At 56.3% G+C, this 18,833-nt stretch carries 23 protein-coding genes; 12 read left to right on the top strand and 11 right to left on the bottom strand.

Translation table 11 applies throughout. From position 1 onward, the window contains the following. Window positions 1-92: 92 nt before the first annotated feature. Complete coding sequence (locus GSQ86_RS15725) at window positions 93-1,010, top strand: hypothetical protein (protein ID WP_158750899.1); 918 nt, start codon at window positions 93-95, stop codon at window positions 1,008-1,010. Between the two features lie 128 nt (window positions 1,011-1,138). Here the strand turns inward: GSQ86_RS15725 and rpmA are convergent, their stop codons facing one another. After that, window positions 1,139-1,402, bottom strand: coding sequence for a 50S ribosomal protein L27 (gene rpmA / locus GSQ86_RS15720; RefSeq protein WP_158750898.1), 264 nt, complete (start codon window positions 1,400-1,402; stop codon window positions 1,139-1,141). 49 nt (window positions 1,403-1,451) lie between these two features. Beyond that, window positions 1,452-1,781, bottom strand: coding sequence for a 50S ribosomal protein L21 (rplU, locus tag GSQ86_RS15715; protein WP_158751514.1), 330 nt, complete (start codon window positions 1,779-1,781; stop codon window positions 1,452-1,454). Between the two features lie 414 nt (window positions 1,782-2,195). On the opposite strand from rplU, the gene GSQ86_RS15710 reads away from it, so the two are divergent. From GSQ86_RS15710 to GSQ86_RS15700, 3 genes are all read left to right on the top strand, one after another. Further along, window positions 2,196-2,465, top strand: coding sequence for a DUF2277 domain-containing protein (locus GSQ86_RS15710; RefSeq protein ID WP_158750897.1), 270 nt, complete (start codon window positions 2,196-2,198; stop codon window positions 2,463-2,465). 99 nt (window positions 2,466-2,564) lie between these two features. Then, entirely contained in the window at window positions 2,565-3,269 is a 705-nt protein-coding gene (locus GSQ86_RS15705) for a hypothetical protein (protein WP_158750896.1), read from the top strand. Continuing rightward, the gene (locus GSQ86_RS15700) at window positions 3,241-4,062 is read left to right on the top strand and encodes a hypothetical protein (RefSeq protein ID WP_158750895.1); all 822 of its coding nucleotides are present in this window, start codon (window positions 3,241-3,243) and stop codon (window positions 4,060-4,062) included. Before GSQ86_RS15705 ends, GSQ86_RS15700 begins: the two co-directional genes overlap by 29 nt. 69 nt (window positions 4,063-4,131) lie before the next feature. Here GSQ86_RS15700 and GSQ86_RS15695 read toward each other — a convergent pair whose 3' ends face one another. Further along, entirely contained in the window at window positions 4,132-4,932 is an 801-nt protein-coding gene (locus GSQ86_RS15695) for a metalloregulator ArsR/SmtB family transcription factor (protein ID WP_216841184.1), read from the bottom strand. Window positions 4,933-5,065: 133 nt separating this feature from the next. Here GSQ86_RS15695 and GSQ86_RS15690 point away from each other — a divergent pair, with 133 nt between their 5' ends. After that, window positions 5,066-7,573, top strand: coding sequence for an ABC transporter permease (locus GSQ86_RS15690; RefSeq protein ID WP_254062428.1), 2,508 nt, complete (start codon window positions 5,066-5,068; stop codon window positions 7,571-7,573). A 46-nt stretch (window positions 7,574-7,619) separates the two neighbouring features. Here GSQ86_RS15690 and rpmB read toward each other — a convergent pair whose 3' ends face one another. Further along, window positions 7,620-7,808: a 50S ribosomal protein L28 gene (gene rpmB, locus GSQ86_RS15685; RefSeq protein ID WP_158750894.1), complete on the bottom strand. Its 189-nt coding sequence runs from the start codon at window positions 7,806-7,808 to the stop codon at window positions 7,620-7,622. 181 nt (window positions 7,809-7,989) lie between these two features. Next, a complete protein-coding gene (locus GSQ86_RS15680; RefSeq protein WP_254062427.1) occupies window positions 7,990-8,784 on the bottom strand; it encodes a DUF1080 domain-containing protein in 795 nt (264 codons plus the stop codon). A 192-nt stretch (window positions 8,785-8,976) separates the two neighbouring features. Here GSQ86_RS15680 and GSQ86_RS15675 point away from each other — a divergent pair, with 192 nt between their 5' ends. The 3 genes from GSQ86_RS15675 (at window position 8,977) to GSQ86_RS15665 (ending at window position 11,936) form a co-directional block, all read left to right on the top strand. Continuing rightward, the gene (locus tag GSQ86_RS15675; protein WP_158750893.1) at window positions 8,977-10,014 is read left to right on the top strand and encodes an NAD(P)-dependent oxidoreductase; all 1,038 of its coding nucleotides are present in this window, start codon (window positions 8,977-8,979) and stop codon (window positions 10,012-10,014) included. Next, window positions 10,002-11,318: a glycosyltransferase family 39 protein gene (locus GSQ86_RS15670; protein WP_254062426.1), complete on the top strand. Its 1,317-nt coding sequence runs from the start codon at window positions 10,002-10,004 to the stop codon at window positions 11,316-11,318. The genes GSQ86_RS15675 and GSQ86_RS15670 overlap by 13 nt, the downstream gene beginning before the upstream one ends. A gap of 75 nt (window positions 11,319-11,393) precedes the next feature. Further along, window positions 11,394-11,936, top strand: coding sequence for a DinB family protein (locus tag GSQ86_RS15665; RefSeq protein ID WP_158750892.1), 543 nt, complete (start codon window positions 11,394-11,396; stop codon window positions 11,934-11,936). Here the strand turns inward: GSQ86_RS15665 and rpiA are convergent. Then, a complete protein-coding gene (rpiA, locus tag GSQ86_RS15660) occupies window positions 11,933-12,658 on the bottom strand; it encodes a ribose 5-phosphate isomerase A (protein WP_158750891.1) in 726 nt (241 codons plus the stop codon). The genes GSQ86_RS15665 and rpiA overlap by 4 nt on opposite strands. Further along, window positions 12,655-13,623, bottom strand: coding sequence for a hypothetical protein (locus tag GSQ86_RS15655; RefSeq protein ID WP_158750890.1), 969 nt, complete (start codon window positions 13,621-13,623; stop codon window positions 12,655-12,657). Before GSQ86_RS15655 ends, rpiA begins: the two co-directional genes overlap by 4 nt. 86 nt (window positions 13,624-13,709) lie before the next feature. On the opposite strand from GSQ86_RS15655, the gene GSQ86_RS15650 reads away from it, so the two are divergent. Both GSQ86_RS15650 and GSQ86_RS15645 read left to right on the top strand, forming a co-directional pair. Further along, the gene (locus tag GSQ86_RS15650; protein ID WP_158750889.1) at window positions 13,710-14,312 is read left to right on the top strand and encodes a hypothetical protein; all 603 of its coding nucleotides are present in this window, start codon (window positions 13,710-13,712) and stop codon (window positions 14,310-14,312) included. 147 nt (window positions 14,313-14,459) lie between these two features. Beyond that, window positions 14,460-14,903: a hypothetical protein gene (locus GSQ86_RS15645; protein WP_158750888.1), complete on the top strand. Its 444-nt coding sequence runs from the start codon at window positions 14,460-14,462 to the stop codon at window positions 14,901-14,903. 104 nt (window positions 14,904-15,007) lie between these two features. On the opposite strand, the gene GSQ86_RS15640 is transcribed toward GSQ86_RS15645, so the two are convergent. After that, entirely contained in the window at window positions 15,008-15,859 is an 852-nt protein-coding gene (locus GSQ86_RS15640; RefSeq protein ID WP_158750887.1) for a hypothetical protein, read from the bottom strand. Window positions 15,860-15,916: 57 nt separating this feature from the next. Between GSQ86_RS15640 and GSQ86_RS15635 the strand changes: the two genes are divergently transcribed. After that, window positions 15,917-16,255 (top strand): phage holin family protein, encoded by a 339-nt coding sequence (locus tag GSQ86_RS15635; RefSeq protein WP_158750886.1) that lies wholly within the window; start codon window positions 15,917-15,919, stop codon window positions 16,253-16,255. 55 nt (window positions 16,256-16,310) lie between these two features. On the opposite strand, the gene GSQ86_RS15630 is transcribed toward GSQ86_RS15635, so the two are convergent. From GSQ86_RS15630 to GSQ86_RS15620, 3 genes are all read right to left on the bottom strand, one after another. Continuing rightward, the gene (locus GSQ86_RS15630; protein WP_158750885.1) at window positions 16,311-16,775 is read right to left on the bottom strand and encodes a hypothetical protein; all 465 of its coding nucleotides are present in this window, start codon (window positions 16,773-16,775) and stop codon (window positions 16,311-16,313) included. Next, entirely contained in the window at window positions 16,772-17,353 is a 582-nt protein-coding gene (locus tag GSQ86_RS15625; protein ID WP_158750884.1) for an RNA polymerase sigma factor, read from the bottom strand. Before GSQ86_RS15625 ends, GSQ86_RS15630 begins: the two co-directional genes overlap by 4 nt. Window positions 17,354-17,443: 90 nt before the next feature. Continuing rightward, window positions 17,444-18,184, bottom strand: coding sequence for a coatomer subunit epsilon (locus GSQ86_RS15620; RefSeq protein WP_158750883.1), 741 nt, complete (start codon window positions 18,182-18,184; stop codon window positions 17,444-17,446). Window positions 18,185-18,355: 171 nt separating this feature from the next. Between GSQ86_RS15620 and GSQ86_RS15615 the strand changes: the two genes are divergently transcribed. Beyond that, the gene (locus tag GSQ86_RS15615) at window positions 18,356-18,823 is read left to right on the top strand and encodes a GNAT family N-acetyltransferase (protein WP_254062425.1); all 468 of its coding nucleotides are present in this window, start codon (window positions 18,356-18,358) and stop codon (window positions 18,821-18,823) included. Window positions 18,824-18,833: the final 10 nt, after the last annotated feature.

The following is an 18,833-nucleotide window of genomic DNA, read 5'->3' as shown; positions in this document are numbered from 1 at the left end:
ACCAGCAACCAATAGATATGCGGCTCATCCGATTGATGATCCATGCTTTAGTAACAATTTGAGTGTTACTACTTTGTGGAAAGTCAGTCTTGTTGCCGGACGTATCTCGCATTATTGTCGAATACAGTGGCTTGGACCAGCGCATGAATTTTACCCCCATCACGGCGATGTCCTACCTTGAGCCCCTTCTTTGGGCGACGGCTCTCTGTTTTCCTCTTCGTTTCAAGAGCAGGGCTTCTTTCCCCGCCTTTCAGGTTTTTCTTGCGATTCGCACATTCGGCGCATTCCTTTTGTTAGGAATCAGCCATGCGCCGCAGATCATTCCGGGCGCGTTTCTAAAGACGAGCGCATTTTCCGCAGCTTATTGGGTTGTATATATTGCTGGCTGTGTCGCAATGTATTTTGCCCTGCGGGATATTTTCCTTTCCATCATGGCGCCATTGCCCGGCCTCAGCCGGGTGGGCTCGATTCTCTTCCGCTGGGCAGCCGTGGTTTCGCTCGGGATCTCCGTACTTTCGGTCAGCATCGATTTCGCGGCCCTGCCGGCCGGGGCACACCTGCCCGCTGTCGCCGCAAGCATCAGCAGCGGAATGAGCATCCTGGTGCTCTGCCTGTTGTCTCTGCTGGTGGTATGCGCCCATTCTCTCGGCCAGTCTTATCGCAGCTGGGGATTTGGTATCTGCCTGGGAAGCGGAGTTATGGCGGCCGCAGAATTGGTCGCTTCGGCCTTCAGCGTTGCCGGCCTGCGCGTGTGGACCTATAACGCAGGCGGAATCGCCACCCTTGTTGCTCTTGCGATCTGGATCGCCTACATGTTTATCCCTGAAGCGCGAAGAGAGCAGAAGGACGTAGCTGCCGTCTCGTCTACCCTGTCGCAGTGGAACGATTTGGCGCAGGAACTGGGTCCGAACACTCAGCCACAACCTGCCATGCAACAGAGCGGCTTCCTGCAGAATGTGGAAAGCGTAGTAGACAGGGTACTTGCTAAGAATTCAGTGGGCGGCGGCTAATCCACAAGTTTTGGAAACGACAAGCCCCGGAGTATTTTTCCGGGGCTCTTTTTGTTCCACAGGGAAATTTGTTACACCCAACGCAAAAGGCCGGAGCAATGTGCTCCGGCCTTTTATAGAAAGAAGGCTTACTCAGCCACGATTGGCTCGATGGCCACAAAACGACCCATGCGCCCACGGTCGACGAATTTCACCTTACCGTCAATCTTGGCAAAGAGCGTGTCATCGCTGCCACGACCCACGTTGAGGCCTGGCTTTAGCCGTGTGCCGCGCTGGCGCACGATAATCGACCCGCCAGTGACCAACTCGCCACCGAAGGCCTTGACGCCCAGTCGCTGCGCGTTAGAATCGCGCCCGTTATTAGAACTTCCGCCACCTTTTTTATGTGCCATTTCTTAATCCTCACGCCAGCTGCACTGGCCTTCAAAATTTTGCGCCAGCTTACTTCTGGGCGCTATAGGTCGTACCGTCGACCTGGATTTCGTTGATGCGAACCTGTGTGAACGCCTGACGGTGTCCCTGCAGCTTCTTGTACTGCTTCTTCCGCTTATAGTGGAAGACCAGGATCTTGTCGCCACGGCCATCGCCGAGTACAGTGGCAATTACCTTCGCCGATTCAGGCTTGGACACCGCACCCGCATCGCCGGAAAATGCCAGCACATCGCTAAACTCGACGGTGCCGTTCTCGTTCGCGGCCGCCTTCTCAATTTTCACCACGTCGCCCGGAGCGACACGATACTGTTTACCACCAGTGCGGATGACCGCGTACATAAATCCTCCAACGGCCCTCGTAAAAAGGCGCGTAAACTCATTGAAGCTGGGCAGATACATGCTTGCCTCGGGCACCGATGCTCTAACCGAAAAACGCGGTGAGCTGAAAGCGCCAGACGACTATGCGCACGGGGCAACAGGCAGGATCGCCAAACTTAATTAGTTTACTGGTTATCGGGGTTCGGGTCAATCACCGAAGGTCGCTTCCAGGCCTATTTTGCCTAGTGCCGGATGCTTAATTGGGGTCAGATAATCATTCAGACGCGCGTCTCGTGCCTTGGTGCAACGCCGTTCTGTGGAGTTGCTGCGATGTAATCTCAGGCCGCAGAAGTTCGTGCGGGCATTTTCATTCTACCGTCTTTAGGGAATTGACCGCTCACATGCCTTCAGTCAGACTCAGACAAGAGGCCAGCCATGTGTCGAAACGTCAAAAACCTCTTCAACTTCGATCCGCCTGTCACTGACGAGGAGATTCGAGCCGCTTCGCTGCAGTTCGTACGAAAGATCAGCGGATTCAACAAGCCCTCGAAGGTGAATGAAGATGCTTTCAACGATGCGATTGACCAAGTAGCTGCTGCTGCAACACGGTTGCTGCGCTCGCTTGAAACAACCGCACCGCCAAAGAACCGAGAAGAAGAAGCCGAAAAAGCCAAGGCCCGCACCGCAGAGAGATTCGCTCACTGAGGGTGGATTCGGCTTTCTCTCTCGGTATCAGGCATCAGCGCACGGCGACGCCCTGAAGGGCGCAGGATGGTGATCATGAAATCTACAGGAGACCGAATCGTGAAAAAGCTTCTATTTCAGCTATGCCTGATTTGCTCGATCCTTGTGCCTGTGTTCCTCTTTCCTGCCATGATTGCGGCGGCACACGCACAGTCCGGCGCCACAACAAGCCGTTCGATACATAGTTGGGTTCACTGCGACGGCAAGACAGATGATGATGCGGGCGTGATAGCGGCCTTCGCCGCGGCGAAGAATGGCGCGTTCACGCTGACAGTGGATTGCCCGGTATTTATCCACGTGGGATATGACATTGACCGCCCCATATACATCGATAACGGAACCACTGTACAGTTCACCCAAAATGGACTGTTCAAAGTGGACAATGTGCATATCCCCGCGTTCATCATCGCCAATAGTTCAAAGATTCGCCTGCTGAGCTGGAACGTGCAATATACGGGTCAATTGCCTGTCAATCAGAAGGTCGGAGGCTATTACGAGAAAGGGATTCTATCGCATAGCCAGAATTACGAACCGTCCCCTGCCTTCAGTGACCGCAGCCTGACCGCATGGCTGGCAGCGAATCGAGGAATCCATTTTGTCCAGGCAGCCGCACCGTGGGCCGGATACACGAATACTTCTGCGATCTTCTTTCTCGTTGGTGCGGTAAAGGATCTGGAGGTCCGGAATCTCAAAATGTTTTGTTGCGCCGCAGGCCAAAGGCAGCCAGTTTATTCCTATGATCTGCTCATCGATCGGGAGCTATAACGGCAATCAAACGGCTTCGCATCAGTTACCCATCACATCAGAGTTTTATTCAGTTCCCAGCAATGTCACATTTTCCAATATTGACCTGGACGGGTATTACATGGGATGGCAGGGATCATTCCAGAACACGGTCTTTGAGCATGTGCGAGCACACCGGTATGGCGACGTGCAGGATGACCAGGGTGGAAACGTAGGAGGCATCGGAAAATGGTTTGCTCCACCGCATCTCTTTTACCTGAACTACCTCCCGACGCAGGCCGGACTCGAAAATCGCAATATTCGCATCACCGATGTGATCGACTATGGCATTCGCGTTGGAACGGCCCGCGATAAGGGCGGCTCTGACCCGGGCAGCGGATATGCCAACTCGCTCAAAATCGGCGGAATCGACGTTGTAGTGGATGGATATAAGTCATACCGTCCCGACGGGTTTCTGGATTTGCTGACCAGCAAAAATCTAAAGATATCTAATGTCGACGCTACTTACGATTCGTCTTTTCTGCATGATGTATATCCCGCCATTCGATTTCCGCAGGCCCCTTATCAGCAAGTGACATTTGAAAATTTTCATATCGTCGATAAAGCAGCCGTTTCAAAACAGAGCCCAATCTGGGGCTCGTTTAGTGCACAAAACTCTCAGTTCACTATCACGAATGTCCATGTCATCCTCAACAGTTGGGCGCAAGCTTCCGGCCCAAAAGGTTTAGCGAGTGTGTGTCCTCCTTTCAAAGGAACCGGCAATCAGGTCGATATACAGTTTTCGATCGGCGGCCATATTCAGAAATGCAACTAGCTGAAGACCGATGATCAAACAGAGGCGGTGGGAAACCGTGCCATACGATTTCCCTGCCTCGGCAATTTGCTATCTTGTGCCGCATACCTGCGAAGGTTGCTGTGAGTTTTCTACCCACATCAGCGATCCTGGTGTGGTGAGCAGCTCTCCTGTTTCCAGCAGCGTTTTGATGCCGGAGAGAATCATCGGCCAGCCGCCATACAACTGATTGTTGGCACCCTCGTGAAGCTGATCGTGCGTCACTTTAAGCAGGCAGGAGTCAGCGACCGGCACAATCTCCCACGTTACGCGGGACGTACCCTCACTCTTCACGTCCTCACCCCAAAGTGCGCGGAAGGTTTGCACCAGCTTCCGTGGTGGATCAACCTCCAGGTTTTCCCCTTCGAGGATCGTCGTTTCTCCGCCGACGCCTTTGTAAGTCGATCCGACAGTCCAGTCGGATGTCACTGTTAGTCCGAAGTTATATTTTTTCCGCATTTCGGCATCCGTGATCGCCTTCCAGAGGCGTTCAGGCGTGGTCTTGATATAGATTTCGAATACTTTTTCCATGGTTTTGCTCTCCAATGTGTGTTTGAGGTTGGCGAGGGTTTCTACCCAGGGCTCGGTGTATTTGCTCACCCAGCGGTCATGAATGAGCCGGATAGGAATGGCATTGAGATAGTGCAGCTTTTCGCGTCCACGACGGCGCGTGGCGACGAGGCCTGCCTCTTCGAGGAGTTTGAGGTGCTTCATGACGCCGAAGCGGGTCATGGGCAGGCGCTCCTCCAACTCAGTCAACGTCTGTCCGTCTTTTTTGAAGAGCTCGTCGAGCAGGCTGCGTCGTGTCGGATCAGCCAGCGCTTTGAAGACGTCGTCCATGGTTAGAGACATTACGTGACCATTTAGTCACATGTCAATAGAAATGCTGAGGTTTTCGATGAATAGGGGTGTCCGCATGTGGACGCATGAATGCGGAATCGAACACCCTGCAAAGTGCGTATGCAGGAGGTGGGCGATAACCCGCATGGAATCAATCGTTCATCCCAACCTGGGTGTGGTGCTGTACGTGCCGTATCTGATAGGCGACAGTTTCTGCCGAGGGCTCTACATGCACGAGGTATTGCAGGATATCCGCTACACATTGCGGCAGCTTCGCCGCTCGCCCGGGTTTGCTCTGACCGCCATCCTTACGCTCACACTGGCTATCGGGGCGAATGTCGTCGTCTTCGGAGTGCTCAATGCGCTGGTGCTGCATTCGCTGCCGGTGCCGGAGGCGAGCCGCATCTTCCAGATTCAGCATCCCGGCGGCATCGCCATGTCGTATCCCAACTACCGCGATATCCGAGACCGCAACCGCACATTTTCCAATGTGGCAATGTACCGGCTGGCGCGTATCGGGTTCGATGCAAACGGAACCGCCCAGCCGGTCTGGGGATATGAGGTTAGCGGCAACTACTTCGACATGCTCGGTATAAAGCCTGTGCTGGGCCGCTTTCTGCATCCTGCCGATGACGCGAATAAGAACGGGAGCCCGAATGCCGTGCTTAGTTATGCCTGCTGGAAGGTGCGGTTTGGCGGCGATCCGAATGTTGTAGGCAAGACGGTGCGGTTGAACAAACAGCCCTATACGGTGATTGGAGTCGCGCCTCAAAGCTTCAACGGCACGGAGCGTTTTTTCTGGCCGGAGATATGGGTTCCGGTGCAGGACGAGGAACAGATCGAAGGCTACAGCTGGCTCGACAGCCGCGGAAACAGCAATTCGTGGGACATTGGACGGCTCAAACCCGGGATAACGCCTGCGCAGGCTACAGCCGATCTCGCCAATGTAGCCGCGCTGCTGGCACAGCAATATCCGGAGGATGACAGGAAGCTGCACCTGACGCTGACGCAGCCGGGCCTGCTGGGCAATGCGCTGAGCGGGCCGGTGCACGCCTTTCTGTATGGAGTGATGGGGCTGGCCCTGCTGGTGTTGCTGGCCGCCTGCGCCAATCTGGGTGGATTGTTCGCGGCACGCTCGGCGGATCGCGCCCGCGAGATGGGCATTCGCATCGCTGTCGGCTCCAGCCGCAGGAGGATATTGCGGCAGCTGCTGACCGAGTCTGTGCTGCTGGCAGTGGCTGGAGGCGCAGTCGCTGCCTTTGCCGCGGCGCAATTGCTGCACCTGCTCACGGTATGGCGTCCGCAGTCGGAGATTCCGGTGCAGTTTCTGGTCGAGCCGGGTGCAGGCATCTATATCTTTGCCGTATTGCTGGCCTTGTTTACCGGAGTGCTCTTTGGGGTGGTTCCGGCACGCCAGATATGGAAGACGGACCCGAACCAGGTGTTGAAAGCAGCCGGAGCTACAGACGCGGGCCAGCGCAGGTTTGCGCTGCGCGACATTCTGCTGGCGGTGCAGATTGCGCTCTGCTGCCTGCTGGTGACGGCGTCGTTTGTTTCGCTGCGCGGTTTGCTGCGCACTTTTACCATGCCGATCGGCATTCGTCCGGATGGCGTTACGCTGGCCAGCATGGACCTGCATCTTGCCGGATACGGCGATGCAGATATTCCCGCAGCACAGCAGCGTCTGCTCGATGCCGTCGCACATATTCCGGGAGTGACCGCAGCGGCGTTTTCGGATACGACGCCGCTGAGCCTGAATCAGAATGGGTCGGCGATCTATGCGCCGGGCACAACGGATTTCGGCGTCGCAGGGATGAAGTTCAACGCTAACGTCTACAAGGTTTCCCCGGACTATTTCTCCGTGGCTGGAACGAGGCTTCTGGCGGGCCGCGCCTTTACCGTGCATGACGACAAGCACGCGCCGCAGGTCGCCATCGTGAACCGGACATTTGCAAAACAGCTCTTCGGAACCGAGAACGTGGTGGGCAAGCTCTACATGGCGGGGATGGGTCAAAATACCGAGATCGTCGGCGTCGTCGAAGACGGCAAGTACGAGACCCTGGCGGAAGACCTGAAGCCTGTGGTCTATCGGCCGTTTGCGCAGAGCAGGGACAGCAGCCTGGTGCTGCTGGCGCGCTCTGACCGCAGCGGGGCAGAGATCATTCCAGCCATGCGGCAGGCGATTGCGGGCGTCGATCCGGCGCTGCCGGTGTTCAGCCTCAGCGCATGGCCTGACGCGTTGAGTTTTGTGATGCTGCCGGCGCGCGCGGCTACGGTTGCACTCGGCATTCTGGGAGCGCTGGGCATGATGCTGGCGATCACAGGCATCTTCGGAATGGCGAGCTATACCGTCTCGAAGCGTATGCGGGAGCTGGGTATTCGCGTAGCCCTGGGTGCGCAGAACCGGCATGTATTGCGTGCGGCTCTGGGACGAGCGACGCTGCTGCTGGGAGCGGGGTCGCTGGCCGGGCTAATACTGGGCCTGACCGCCAGCTGGGTACTGGCCAGCATTGTGTACCAAGCTTCGGCCTCGGACCCGCTGGTGATTCTGGCTGCGGTGCTGACGATGGCCCTGGTGGGGCTGCTTTCGGCGGCTATTCCGGCGCGGCGAGCGCTTTTAGCGGAGCCAGCGCAATTGCTGCGGGATGAATAGAAAAAGCCCCGTTTCCGGGGCTTTTTATTGCGGAATGATCCGCAGGTTAAGCTTTGACGACCTTGCCGCTCTTGATGCAGCTGGTGCAGACGCGCAACTTCTTCGCGCCACCTTCCACCTTGGCTTTGACTGGACGGAGGTTGACGTTCCAGCGCCGCTTGGTGATGTTGTGCGCGTGCGAGATGTTATTACCGAATTGCGGGCCTTTGCCGCAGATTTCGCAGACCTGAGCCATAACTCACTCCAAAAATCCTGAACTTTCGTGCATACCAGAGCCCGCTGAAACTGCGTTCTTCGCTTGTGCGAGGAGGGCGGGCAAGCAGACAGACCGATGCCCATACTGGTGCCGAATCTTTAGTCTACCCCAGACCCGGTTTTGTGGCAAGGCATGCACGTTCGCCGTCTCTGAAAAGCGCCTAGTTCAGCTCTCTCACCCAGATGTTCCGGAAGCTGAGGGGCTCGCTGTGGTCGCCGTGCGCCTGCAGCTTGATCGGGGCCGAATCGTATTTCTTATAGAAAGGCTTTCCGATATACAGGGTTTGGCCTTTCAACTCGAAATGGTTCTCTACCAATACGCCATTGAAGAAGACCGTGACATAGGAGGGTGTTTTCAAAGAACCATCTTCATTGAAGGTCGGCGCGGTCCACACCACGTCGTAGCTCTGCCATTCTCCGGGTTTACGGGCCGCATTCGCCAGAGGAATAGCCTGCTTGTAGATGCTTCCGACCATTCCATTGACGTAGGTTTTGTTGTTGTAGCAATCGAGAACCTGCAATTCATATCCATCGTCGCCGGGACCGGTAGAGGCAAGAAAAACACCGCTGTTGCCGCGCGCCTGGCCCGAGCCGGTGATATTTTCAGGGACCTTCCACTCGATGTGAAGTTGATAGTTCTTGAATGTTCGTTTGGTTTCGATGTTGCCCACACCGGGCGCTTTACTGACGGTCAGTACGCCATCGGAGACGATCCATTTGGCTGGAGATTTGTCCTGCGCGGATACCCATTCGTCCTCATTCTTACCGTCGAAGAGGATGATCGCGTCGGAGGGAGCCGCGGTGGGTGTCGCTCCCGGGGTCACCACTGCCGGTACCGGTTCCCAAACCTCTGTGTCTTCGGGCTTGGGCTTGTCTGCCTGCTGCGCGAAAAGCGGAAAGGCAATGAAGGCGAGGGAGGCGATCGGAAACACCAAGATAGGACGTATGCGCATCATGGTGTTGAGGATACACCGTCGCCCGCAGCGCATGCAGCTCCGACATTTGCGTCAGGAATTAAGCTTTCCTTTGATGTAGATCAAGTATGAAAGCCGTGATTCTGAGCCATGGGAGAAGAATCCCAAATCGGCCTGGCTTGAGATTCTTCCTTCCGTTGGTCGTCAGAATGACGGCAGAGTAGACTGGGAAAAATGCCCCATATTCTTGTCACTGGCGGGTCCGGCTTTTTCGGCGGCGTACTCAAACGCAGACTGCTGGCCGAAGGCTACACCTGCGTGAATTACGACCTGCTTCCTGACACGGACCGATTGCCCGGACTGCAGAGCGTGCAGGGTGATCTGAGGGACACGGCGCTGCTCGCAAAAGTCTTCTACGAAGAGCGCTTCGACGGCGTCATTCATTGTGCGGCGATGCTCGCGCACGGAAAGATCGACAGCGACCAGCTGTGGACCTCCAATATCGACGGTACGCTGAACCTTGCGAAAGCCTGTGTTACGGCCGGCGTAAAGAAGATGGTCTTCATCTCGACAAACTGTCTATGGGCCAGCAACCTGGGGCATCCGGTTGCCGAGACGGAGCCGCCGCAGCCGATCGAGATCTACGGCAAGTCAAAGCTGGCTGCAGAACAGGGCCTGACAAAATATACCGACAAGCTCGACATCGTAACACTGCGCTGTCCTACGATCATCGACAGCGGGCGGCTGGGATTGCTTGCCATCCTCTTCGAGTTCATGCACGACGGCAATACGATCTGGGTAGTCGGCAAGGGTGACAATCGCTACCAGTTCATCTATGCACAGGACCTGGCTTCGGCGTGCATCCGTGCGCTTGACTATCAGGGATCGGATACCTTTCACGTTGGCTCGGACAACGTGAAGACCCTTCGCGAGGTGTACGAGGCGGTGATTCGCAAGGCGGGAAGCAAATCGCGCGTACGTTCGCTGCCGAAGGGTCCGACGCTGGCGGCGATGAAGCTGGCGCACGTGCTGAAGGTATCGCCGCTGGGACCTTATCACTACCAGATGATTGCGGAAGACTTCCTCTTCGACACGACCAAGGCGAAAGCACAGCTGGGATGGCAGCCGACTGTGACCAATGAAGAGATGCTGACGCGCGCTTATGAATACTATGCGGAGAGGAAGGATGAGATCCATGCGCGCACCGATGCGTCGGCGCATTCGAAACCAGCGTCGATGGGAGCCATCCGGCTGCTGAAATGGCTGTCATAGAGTCCACAGAGACAAAGAAGCGGATCGATTGGAAGTCGCCCTGGACGATGTTCTGGGTGGCGCTTTTGGTACGCGTGCTCTACATTACGATCACCCGCAGCTATCGCTTTCACACCTTCAACGATCATTTCGAGTTCGGATGGGAGATGGGGCGCATTTCGCGCGCGCTGGCGATCGGTCGCGGGTATGCCGATCCGTTTGTGAGCAATACCGGGCCGACGGCCTGGAATCCACCGCTCTATCCGCTGATTCTCGCCGCGGTTTTCAAGATTTTCGGCGTGTATACGAAGCTCTCGGGATGGGCGATTCTGTGCGTGAACAGCGTCTTCTCGGCGGCTACGGTGCCTGCGGTTTACGAGATTGCGAAGCGCTGCTACGCGAAAGAACGCAACGGCGCGAGCATCGCACAGTGGTCGGGCTGGTTGTGGGCGTTGTATCCGGCGGCGATGCAGTATGCCGTTCGCTGGGTGTGGGAGATGACGCTGACCACAATGCTCTTCGCCTGGGTGCTGGTGATTGCATTGCGGATGCGCGGTGTTGGCGACGACCGCGAGCGAAACACGCTTCCGTACTGGCTTCTGTTCGGGCTGGTGTGGGCGGGCGTGGCGCTGTCGAATCCTTCGCCGCTGCTAATGCTTCCGATCTGCGGGCTTTGGATTGTTTTTGGCGCGAAGAACAAGGCTGCGGCCATTCGCGGAGCTGTACTGGGGTCGATTGTTTTCTGGGCCTGCCTGATGCCGTGGATTGTTCGCAACTGGCACGTCTTTCACACCTTCATTCCCATTCGAGGGAACCTTGGCGCGGAACTGTATGCGGGCAACGGGCCGGGCTCGGAGGGATTTCCGTGGGGCGGCACGCTGCCGATTATCGATGGCGCAAACCGGATCGCCGTCTATCGCGAGATGGGCGAGGTTCGATACGTGAAAATGCAGGGTGACAAAGCGAAGGCATACATTCGCGCGCATCGCGAACACTTCCTCAAAATCAGCCTGAAGCGGTTTTATTTTTACTGGGTCGGCGTGCCTCATTCGGATGAGCGGCAGGCCGCAGCTGAGTATCTGCGAGAGATCAATTACAGCTTGTTGAGTTTTGCCGCTCTTCTTGGGTTGTGGCTTTCATGGCGACGGCGCATTCCTGCATCAGGCCTGTTTGCATGGGCGTTTCTACTGCTGCCCATCAGCTATTATTTCGTCACGCCAGGTGCAAGATTCCGGCATCCGCTGGAACCTTTGATCACGGTCTTCTGCGTGTTTCTGTTTCAGGCTGCGGAGAAAAGCTGGCGTGTACGCTGGGTTTCGCGCTGAACTTAATGCGTGGTATCAACTGCTGTAAAAAAGCTCTCGCCATCCGTAATCACAAGCGAAACGGAGTGAAGTGCGATGGAACATAGTCTCGAAGAAACGATAGCGCTGCTTTCTCGCACACCTCGTGCTCTTAATGCCCTTCTGCGCGACCTGCCGGAAGTCTGGACGCTGAGAAATGAAGGCCATGGTACGTGGAGTGTGTTCGATGTCATTGGCCATCTGATTGACGGCGAACGCGTGAACTGGATGTTGCGGGCAAAGTGGATTTTGCAATTCTGTGAGAGCCGGGCATTCGAGCCGTTCGATCGCGAAGGGCACAAGCGGGAAGGCGCCGGGAAGTCTCTGGAAGAATTGCTGGATGAATTTGCACGGCTTCGAGCGGGGAACATCGAGGAGCTGTCCCGATGGGATTTATCGCCGGAAAGATTATCTGCGCGTGGACTCCACCCTGCGTTTGGAGCAGTAACGCTGTCGCAACTGCTGGCAACTTGGGCTACTCATGATTTGACGCATCTGCACCAGATCTCCCGGGTGATGGCCTATCAATACCGTGACGCTGTTGGTCCGTGGAAGCAATATCTCGGCGTATTGCGATGCACGGGGCACAGCGGGAACTAGCCGGGAAGCGTGGCCGACATGGGTTCCAAAATCTCAACGCCGTCAACGCGTCCGATGACGACCTTGTCCGCCATGCCGAGGAAGAGGCCGTGCTCAACGACGCCTACGGTCTGGTTGAATGCTTCGGCGGCCTGCTCTGGTGTAAGGCCGGACTTGGGCAGGCTGCAGTGCAGGATGTAGTGCTGACCGTCAGTGATGTAGGGTTGGCCATTGTCATTCACTCTTAGCTCGGGAGCGAAGCCGAGATCGCGCAGACGGGTGGCGGTGGTTTCCCATCCGAAAGGAACGGTTTCTACCGGCACGGTGAAGGTTGAGCCAAGAGCTATTACAAGCTTTCGCGGATCGACAGCGATGAGCAATTTGCTGCTGGCCATCGCAACAATTTTCTCGCGCAACAATGCGCCTCCATGGCCCTTGATGAGATGCAGTGTGCCCTGTTGGACTTCGTCGGCGCCGTCGATGGTGAGATCGAGGTGCGGCTGACGGGCGAAGTCTGTCATGGGGATGCCGAGTGAGATAGCCTGGCGATGTGACTGCTCGGAGGTAGCGATAGCGGTGATGCGCAGACCAGTAGCAACCCGGCGGCCTACTTCTTCAATGACCAGCGCCGAAGTTGTACCGGAACCGAGACCGACGGCCATGCCTTCTTCTACTTGTGATGCGGCCCACTCGGCCGCCCTGCGCTTGGCTGCTTCTGCCGGATCCTGTTGAAGAGTCGTCATGCTTTCGGTGATATCACGGTGCGAAGTGAAATGCCAATCTCTGTGTTTATTCTTATTGGGTTTCCGCTCTCAGAATCCAACCCACTCCAGAACTTTGCCCAGGCTATTTCCGCGCGGTAGATCCATGAGGGTGTGGGGATGGTTTTTACTTCAGAGACGCGAGCGTAATCTTTCGGCGCGTCGAAGAGCCCGGGGTCGAGTGGATCGGTGCTGAGCGTAGCGATTTTTTCTTTAGTGGTGCTGGTGTACTCGTTTACGCTGCCGTCGGGCTGCTTTAACCATTCGTGCGTGGTGGTAAAGGTGTCGGCGGGATACGTGGCTTGCATTTTTGCTCCGGTGATTTTCGGTACGATGCGATAGTTCATTGGACTGGAATCGGAATAGTTGATGAAGACGGCTGCGTGTCGTGTGCCCGATTCTGCAAATGGGTCGCAGCTACGCAGCTGCTGATATTCGGGGATATCGATGAACCAGCCGTCAGTGAATTCCTCGCGAGCTTCGGCATTGGCCCCGGAGCTTGGCTCGCGTTTGGTATGGATTTTGTAATGGTACGCGATGCGGCCAAAGAGGAGCTTTGTCTCGCCTGTATCTTCGACGTTGGTTATGATCGTGAGCGTTTCTGCGGGCTTTGGCTGCGACTGGGCTTTTACTTTCGCGGCTTCGTATTCTGCGTGGGTTAATCCTTTAGGGAGTGGGTGAACGGAGTAAATCTGGTTGTCGAGATCGATGGTGATGGACTGCTTGAGATCACATTGCCGGACGAATGCGATGCGCTGGCCGTTGGCTTTTCCTTCATCCGCTGCGGGTATGCGGCTGCGCTGGTTATGGATCATGATGGTGGAGTTGGTCCGCATGACGCGACCTGTTTGGCCAGCGAATTCAGAAGTATGCGTCAGCGTCAGATCAGACGCATACATGGACGCAGTAGCAAGGGCGACCAGCGCTAATGGAAGAGCACGCCGCATAGTATTTCGTTTGCGAGGATAGTAACATCGACGTCTGCCACTCGCAGCAAAAACGCGCTGAGCACGATAGTCTGGATCAGATGAATATGCGCAAGGGCTCTTTTTCAGCAGCTATCGCTGTACTTACCGCCGTCTCCGTTTCGACGGGAAGCGCGGTTACCCATCATCCCGGTCCTTACGTGCCTTTGTGCTCGCATATCAATTTGACGGCCAGTTATCTGGCGGAGGCTGAGCCGGGCAAAGGCCCCGGATTTATATTTGTAATCAAGAACGATACAAATAAGAACATTCGTCTGGCCAGGCCGGTGCCATCGAGCGCGCACTGGTATGCGCATGTAGGCAGCAAGTGGCTATGGAGGGCATCGAGCGGCTCAGGCGGCAGTTTTGTAGATGCCTACAACGAAAAGGGCGAGGTCTTTGCTTATCAGCCGAAGGAGTTGCCGCAGCATCCCGAATATATGACCGTAGCTGCGCATGCTTCGCAGGAGTGGACCGAGACGGTGCATGACCATCCCTCACTCACTTACCGGCCCAGTTGCGCCATCTGTAATAACCCCGGAGAACGTGAGTACAGGGCAATTTTCGCTTATGCGTATGTCCCGCATCCTCAAGAACATGCGGACGATTTGCTGCCTTGCGGACTGCGTTCGGAGCCGGTGGTGATGCCTCCACTTACGACTACGAAATAGAGTCAGCCAAAACGATTCACAGATAAAAATTATGTGCGAGGTGGTCTTCCGCAGGGATTCCATCGTCTATCTGCTTCGGAAGCGTTTGGTACGCAACCCGGCGTGCCGGATGGTGTTTAGAAGAAGTGTTGGAGGAAATAACACGATATGCGGAAATTGCTCTGTAGTATCGCACTCACTGGCTTGCTCGGACTTGGAATGACAGGCTTCGCGCAGGATCAATCTACGGCTCCCGCCCCACCTATGCACGGACCGAGGGGCCAGGGATTCAGCCCCGACAAACAACTTGAGCATTTGACGAAGACGCTCAATCTAACTTCGGATCAGCAAACGCAGATCAAGCCGATCCTCGAAAATCAGCAGCAGCAGATGATGCAGCTGCATCAGGACACATCGCTCTCGCGCGATGACAAGATGGCGAAGGCAAAGAGTCTGCACGAGGACACGACCGGCAAGATCGAAGCGGTGCTGAACGATCAGCAGAAACAGAAATACGAAGCCATGCAGCAGAAGATGCAGGAACGTATGCAGGAAAGGCACGGCGGAGCCTCTGGCGATGCTGCGGCACCTCCGGCACAGCCACAACAGTAATTTGTGCCTGCTATAGTTACAAAAAGAGCCGCCCTGCGAGGGCGGCTCTTTTTATGGGTAAGTGCTGATATCTTTCTTCGCCAGATGCTCAGCGTCGGCGCGCTCTAGTGCGTGGGTGGAGGCATGACAGCCGCTCCGGGCTGTTCTGCGGCATCGGCGTGGAATTTTTTGTAGTCGTTGTCGGTGACGGCAAGATCACCACGCCAGCCGATGACACCAATTGCATGCGCGATGACGTGAGCCTGCGCGTCCGTGGGAAGCCATAGCTCATTGTTAACGAGCTTTTGGTCGAAGACGAAAGTGCTTCCTTTTCCAACGGAAAACAGGCCAAAACCGATGTGAAAGTTGTCGTTAAAGTGAGCGATCATGCGGCGCACCTCGCGGTCGCTCTCATCGATCCAGATGGTGCCACCAAGTTTCTTCGATGCGTCTTCTGCCATGCCGTGTGTTTTTGCGTGCGGGTCACCGGTAAAGTCGAAGGCGATGACGCTGCGGTTGTCCATCTGCTCGCGGCGGGGGTTTGAAACTTTCAAGATCTGGAGGAGGCGGGTGACGGTGACGTCGTCCTTATCTGGCGATTGACCGGGCGGCGTCTTGGAAGCTTTCTCAACGTCTTTCTGAACCCGCTCCTGTTCCTTTTTCTGATCGCTGGCGCTCAGCTCTTTGCCATCTTTCTTCACCCTTGAGTGAATTTCATGGCTGTTCACGAAGAAGACATTGTCTTCCTCGCTCTCGATTTTCTTGACGTTGCCTTGTTTGTCCAGCTCGTGAGTGATGACGGTTTCGTGATAGGTATAGTTCTCGCGCACCTGGTCCATTTTGTGCTGGTGCTCTTCCACCTGCTTCATGAGGGTGGGCACGTCAGGCAGGGGCGCTTGCGCGGTCTGCGCACAGGCGCGCGCGACCGCGAGAACGATGATGCCGTTGGCGAAAAGGAGTCTGTGCTTCTTCAACATCTCAGGATACGCTGGTAGAGTCGAAATGGTTCCTCATACGAAAGGGAGAACGACGATATGCTGAGCCTGCTGGTGAGATGGATTTTGGATGCGATTGCATTGCTGATTGTGGCGTGGCTGGTGCCAGGCTTCAAGGTGGCCAACCTGCCGTCTGCGTTGATTGCCGTGGTCGTCATCGGGTTGCTGAATGTGACGCTGGGATTCCTGCTGAAGCTGATTACATTGCCGCTTGGGATCCTGACGCTGGGATTGTTCTTCCTAGTGATCAATGCGGTGATTCTGAAGCTGGCGAGCGGGATTGTGCCGGGGTTTTATGTGACGACTTTCGGCGCAGCGTTTATTGGTGCGGCTGTGCTGGCGGTTCTGCACATGCTGTTTGAAGGGTTTTCGAGCTAATTCGCCTTCCCACCTTTTGCCAAGAGCACAAAAGGATGGGCGCCCATGTTGTCACTTACGGTTTTTCCGGAGCTGTGGATTCGGGAACGGCGACACCTTTAGGTTTGCGCGCATCGCGAGAGACGGTGGCGCGTCCGTTTTCTACTTTATGTTCGGAGCGGGCGCGGGAATGTTCCGGGACGGCGATGGGCGCAGGCGCGATGTGGGTGCTGGATGCAGCTCCTAGTCCATTGCCAGAAGGCAGATGGATAGCGGGGGCGGAAAATGCGCGCTGATGTGAGTGCTGCACGCTGCCGACGACGATCATAAAGCCGACCAGTCCCGCTGCAGCGGAGGCGAAGACGATCCGCTGACCGAAGAAGAAATCCATGAGCTTGCCGCCGCTGGTCTTGCGCTCGGCGGATTTATGACGCAGGCGGGCGCGTACACGCTGTTCAAGATCGGGTGGAGGCGCCGCACTGGCGAGGCGCCGGAGCGCGGCATCGATCTGTTCGTCCGGATTGTTGTGATAAAGGGTCATCGGCTGCTTCCCTGTTTTTCCAGCATGGCGGCCAGATCGCGACGGGCGCGAAAGATACGCGAGCGGATCGATGATTCAGTCGTGGAGCAAATGCCGGCGATTTCTGCGGTTGAGAGCTCATCCATAGCAGAGAGCAGCAACGCCTGCCGCTCTTTTACGGGCAGATTGTCGATCAGCGCGAGCACGCGCGCCTGTTCCTGTGCGGAGATCACCTCGTCGTCGGCACGCCGCTCGGATGAGGGCAGAGTGCGGACGAGGTCGGCGATGTCTTCTGTTTCCGGGCGCGTCTTGCCTCGGCGCTTGCGGTCGAGCGCGAGGTTCCAGGCGATGCGCACAAGCCAGACGCGAGCATCACGGATTTCGCCCAGCTTGTTCTGATGTTTCAGCACGCGAAGAAATGTTTCCTGCACGATATCTTCGGCTTCGGCGGCGTTCCGCGTGACCGAATAAGCGACGCGGTAAAGCGTCGTCGAGTATTCAGCGACGAGCGCGGTGATGATTTCGCTCACATCTTCGCGGGATTTCAAGACAGGTTGAGTGTAAAACCACCCGGCGGCTTGTGTTTCAAAAGAACTCATCGCTTCTACCAAGGACTGACGGGCCGGGTGGCCATTTCGCTCATGAAAAAAGCCCGCGCGAGGCGGGCTTCTTTGGATTCAACGGATAGATTACGGTTGCAGCGGTTGCGGCTGCGGCTGAGCGGTTGCGCCCTGCAACTTCTGCGTGGCGATCTGGCCGGCTGCCGTGGTCTTGTCCTGGTCCTTGATTTCGGCGTAGAGCTTTTTCGCCTCGTCGGGACGGGTGTTTTCGTAAAGAGCGGCAAGCTGCAACTTCGCCATGCTGGCCGGGACGGTCAGAGTTGGCTTGGCGATGAGCTGCTTATAGAGATCGATGGCCTGCGAGTCGCGGTTCGTCTGGTGATAAAGACCCGCGAGAGCGAGCTTGGCGAGTGCGGCGACTCCGCTGTCGTGTCCGTCAGCTGCCTGCTTGAGATCGTTTTCGCCTGCGGAGCTCTGACCCATATCGAGCGCGGTCATGCCTGCGAGGTAACGCGCATTGGCACCGGCCTTGAACCAGCCATACTTCTCGGCTGCTTCCTCAAATAAGGGGTGCGCAGCTTTGGCGCGGTCGGCTGAGGAGGCATAGGTCTTGAGGCCCGGTTCGGCGGGCTGTCCCGCCTGGGCGAGCGGCGTGTTGTAAATGTCCATGGCCTGGCCAAAGAGGACTTCAGCGCGCTCGGAGCGATTGTTATAAAAGATGACGCCAGCGAGAACGACGGCGATGAGGGCAACGGCTACAACAGACACCTTGATGACGGTCGAGCGATGCGCCTCGACCCAGCCGATGCTGGAGGTGGTTGCCTGAATGAAGCTGTCCTGCTTTAGGGCGTGACGTGTTTGTGTATCCACGAGTTTCCTTCAAAATCCTTTTGCGGAAGGGGGAACTGGCAGGCAGGGAAAATGCTGTCTGCTGAGATACTTAAAGTCTAGCAGCGTGGTATGGACGGGTCAAACCGGCGATGGCTGCGATTTATCAAAAGGAATGGGCTTCGGCAAATGGAAGAGTTCCATATTGATGCAATGACGCCTGCAGATTGGCCTGCTGTACGCGCTATTTATCTGGAGGGGATTGCGACGGGCAATGCCACGTTTGAGAAGTCCGCTCCGGATTGGGCCGCATGGGATGCTGCGCATCTATCGCACAGCCGGCTTATAGGACGCGCAGGTGACGAGATTGCCGGCTGGGCAGCGCTGGCCCCGGTATCGGGGCGATGCGTCTATGGCGGCGTGGCCGAGGTAAGCCTATATGTAGCCGAGCGCATGCGCGGCCGGAAGATTGGGCGACAGTTGCTGGCGGCTCTTGTGGAGGAGTCGGAGAGGCAGGGACTATGGACGCTGCAGGCGGGAATTTTTCCTGAGAATATTGCCAGCGTCGAGGCGCATAAACGATGTGGGTTTCGCGTCGTTGGTGTGAGGGAAAAGCTGGGACGCATGGATGGCGTCTGGCGCGATGTGATGTTGATGGAGCGGCGAAACACGATGCTTTGATTATTTGGCT

The organism is Acidobacterium sp. S8 (genome assembly GCF_009765985.1).
GTDB lineage: Bacteria > Acidobacteriota > Terriglobia > Terriglobales > Acidobacteriaceae > Alloacidobacterium.
The sequence above is the reverse complement of the archived record's forward strand: the minus strand, read 5'-3'. Positions and strand labels throughout refer to the sequence as shown.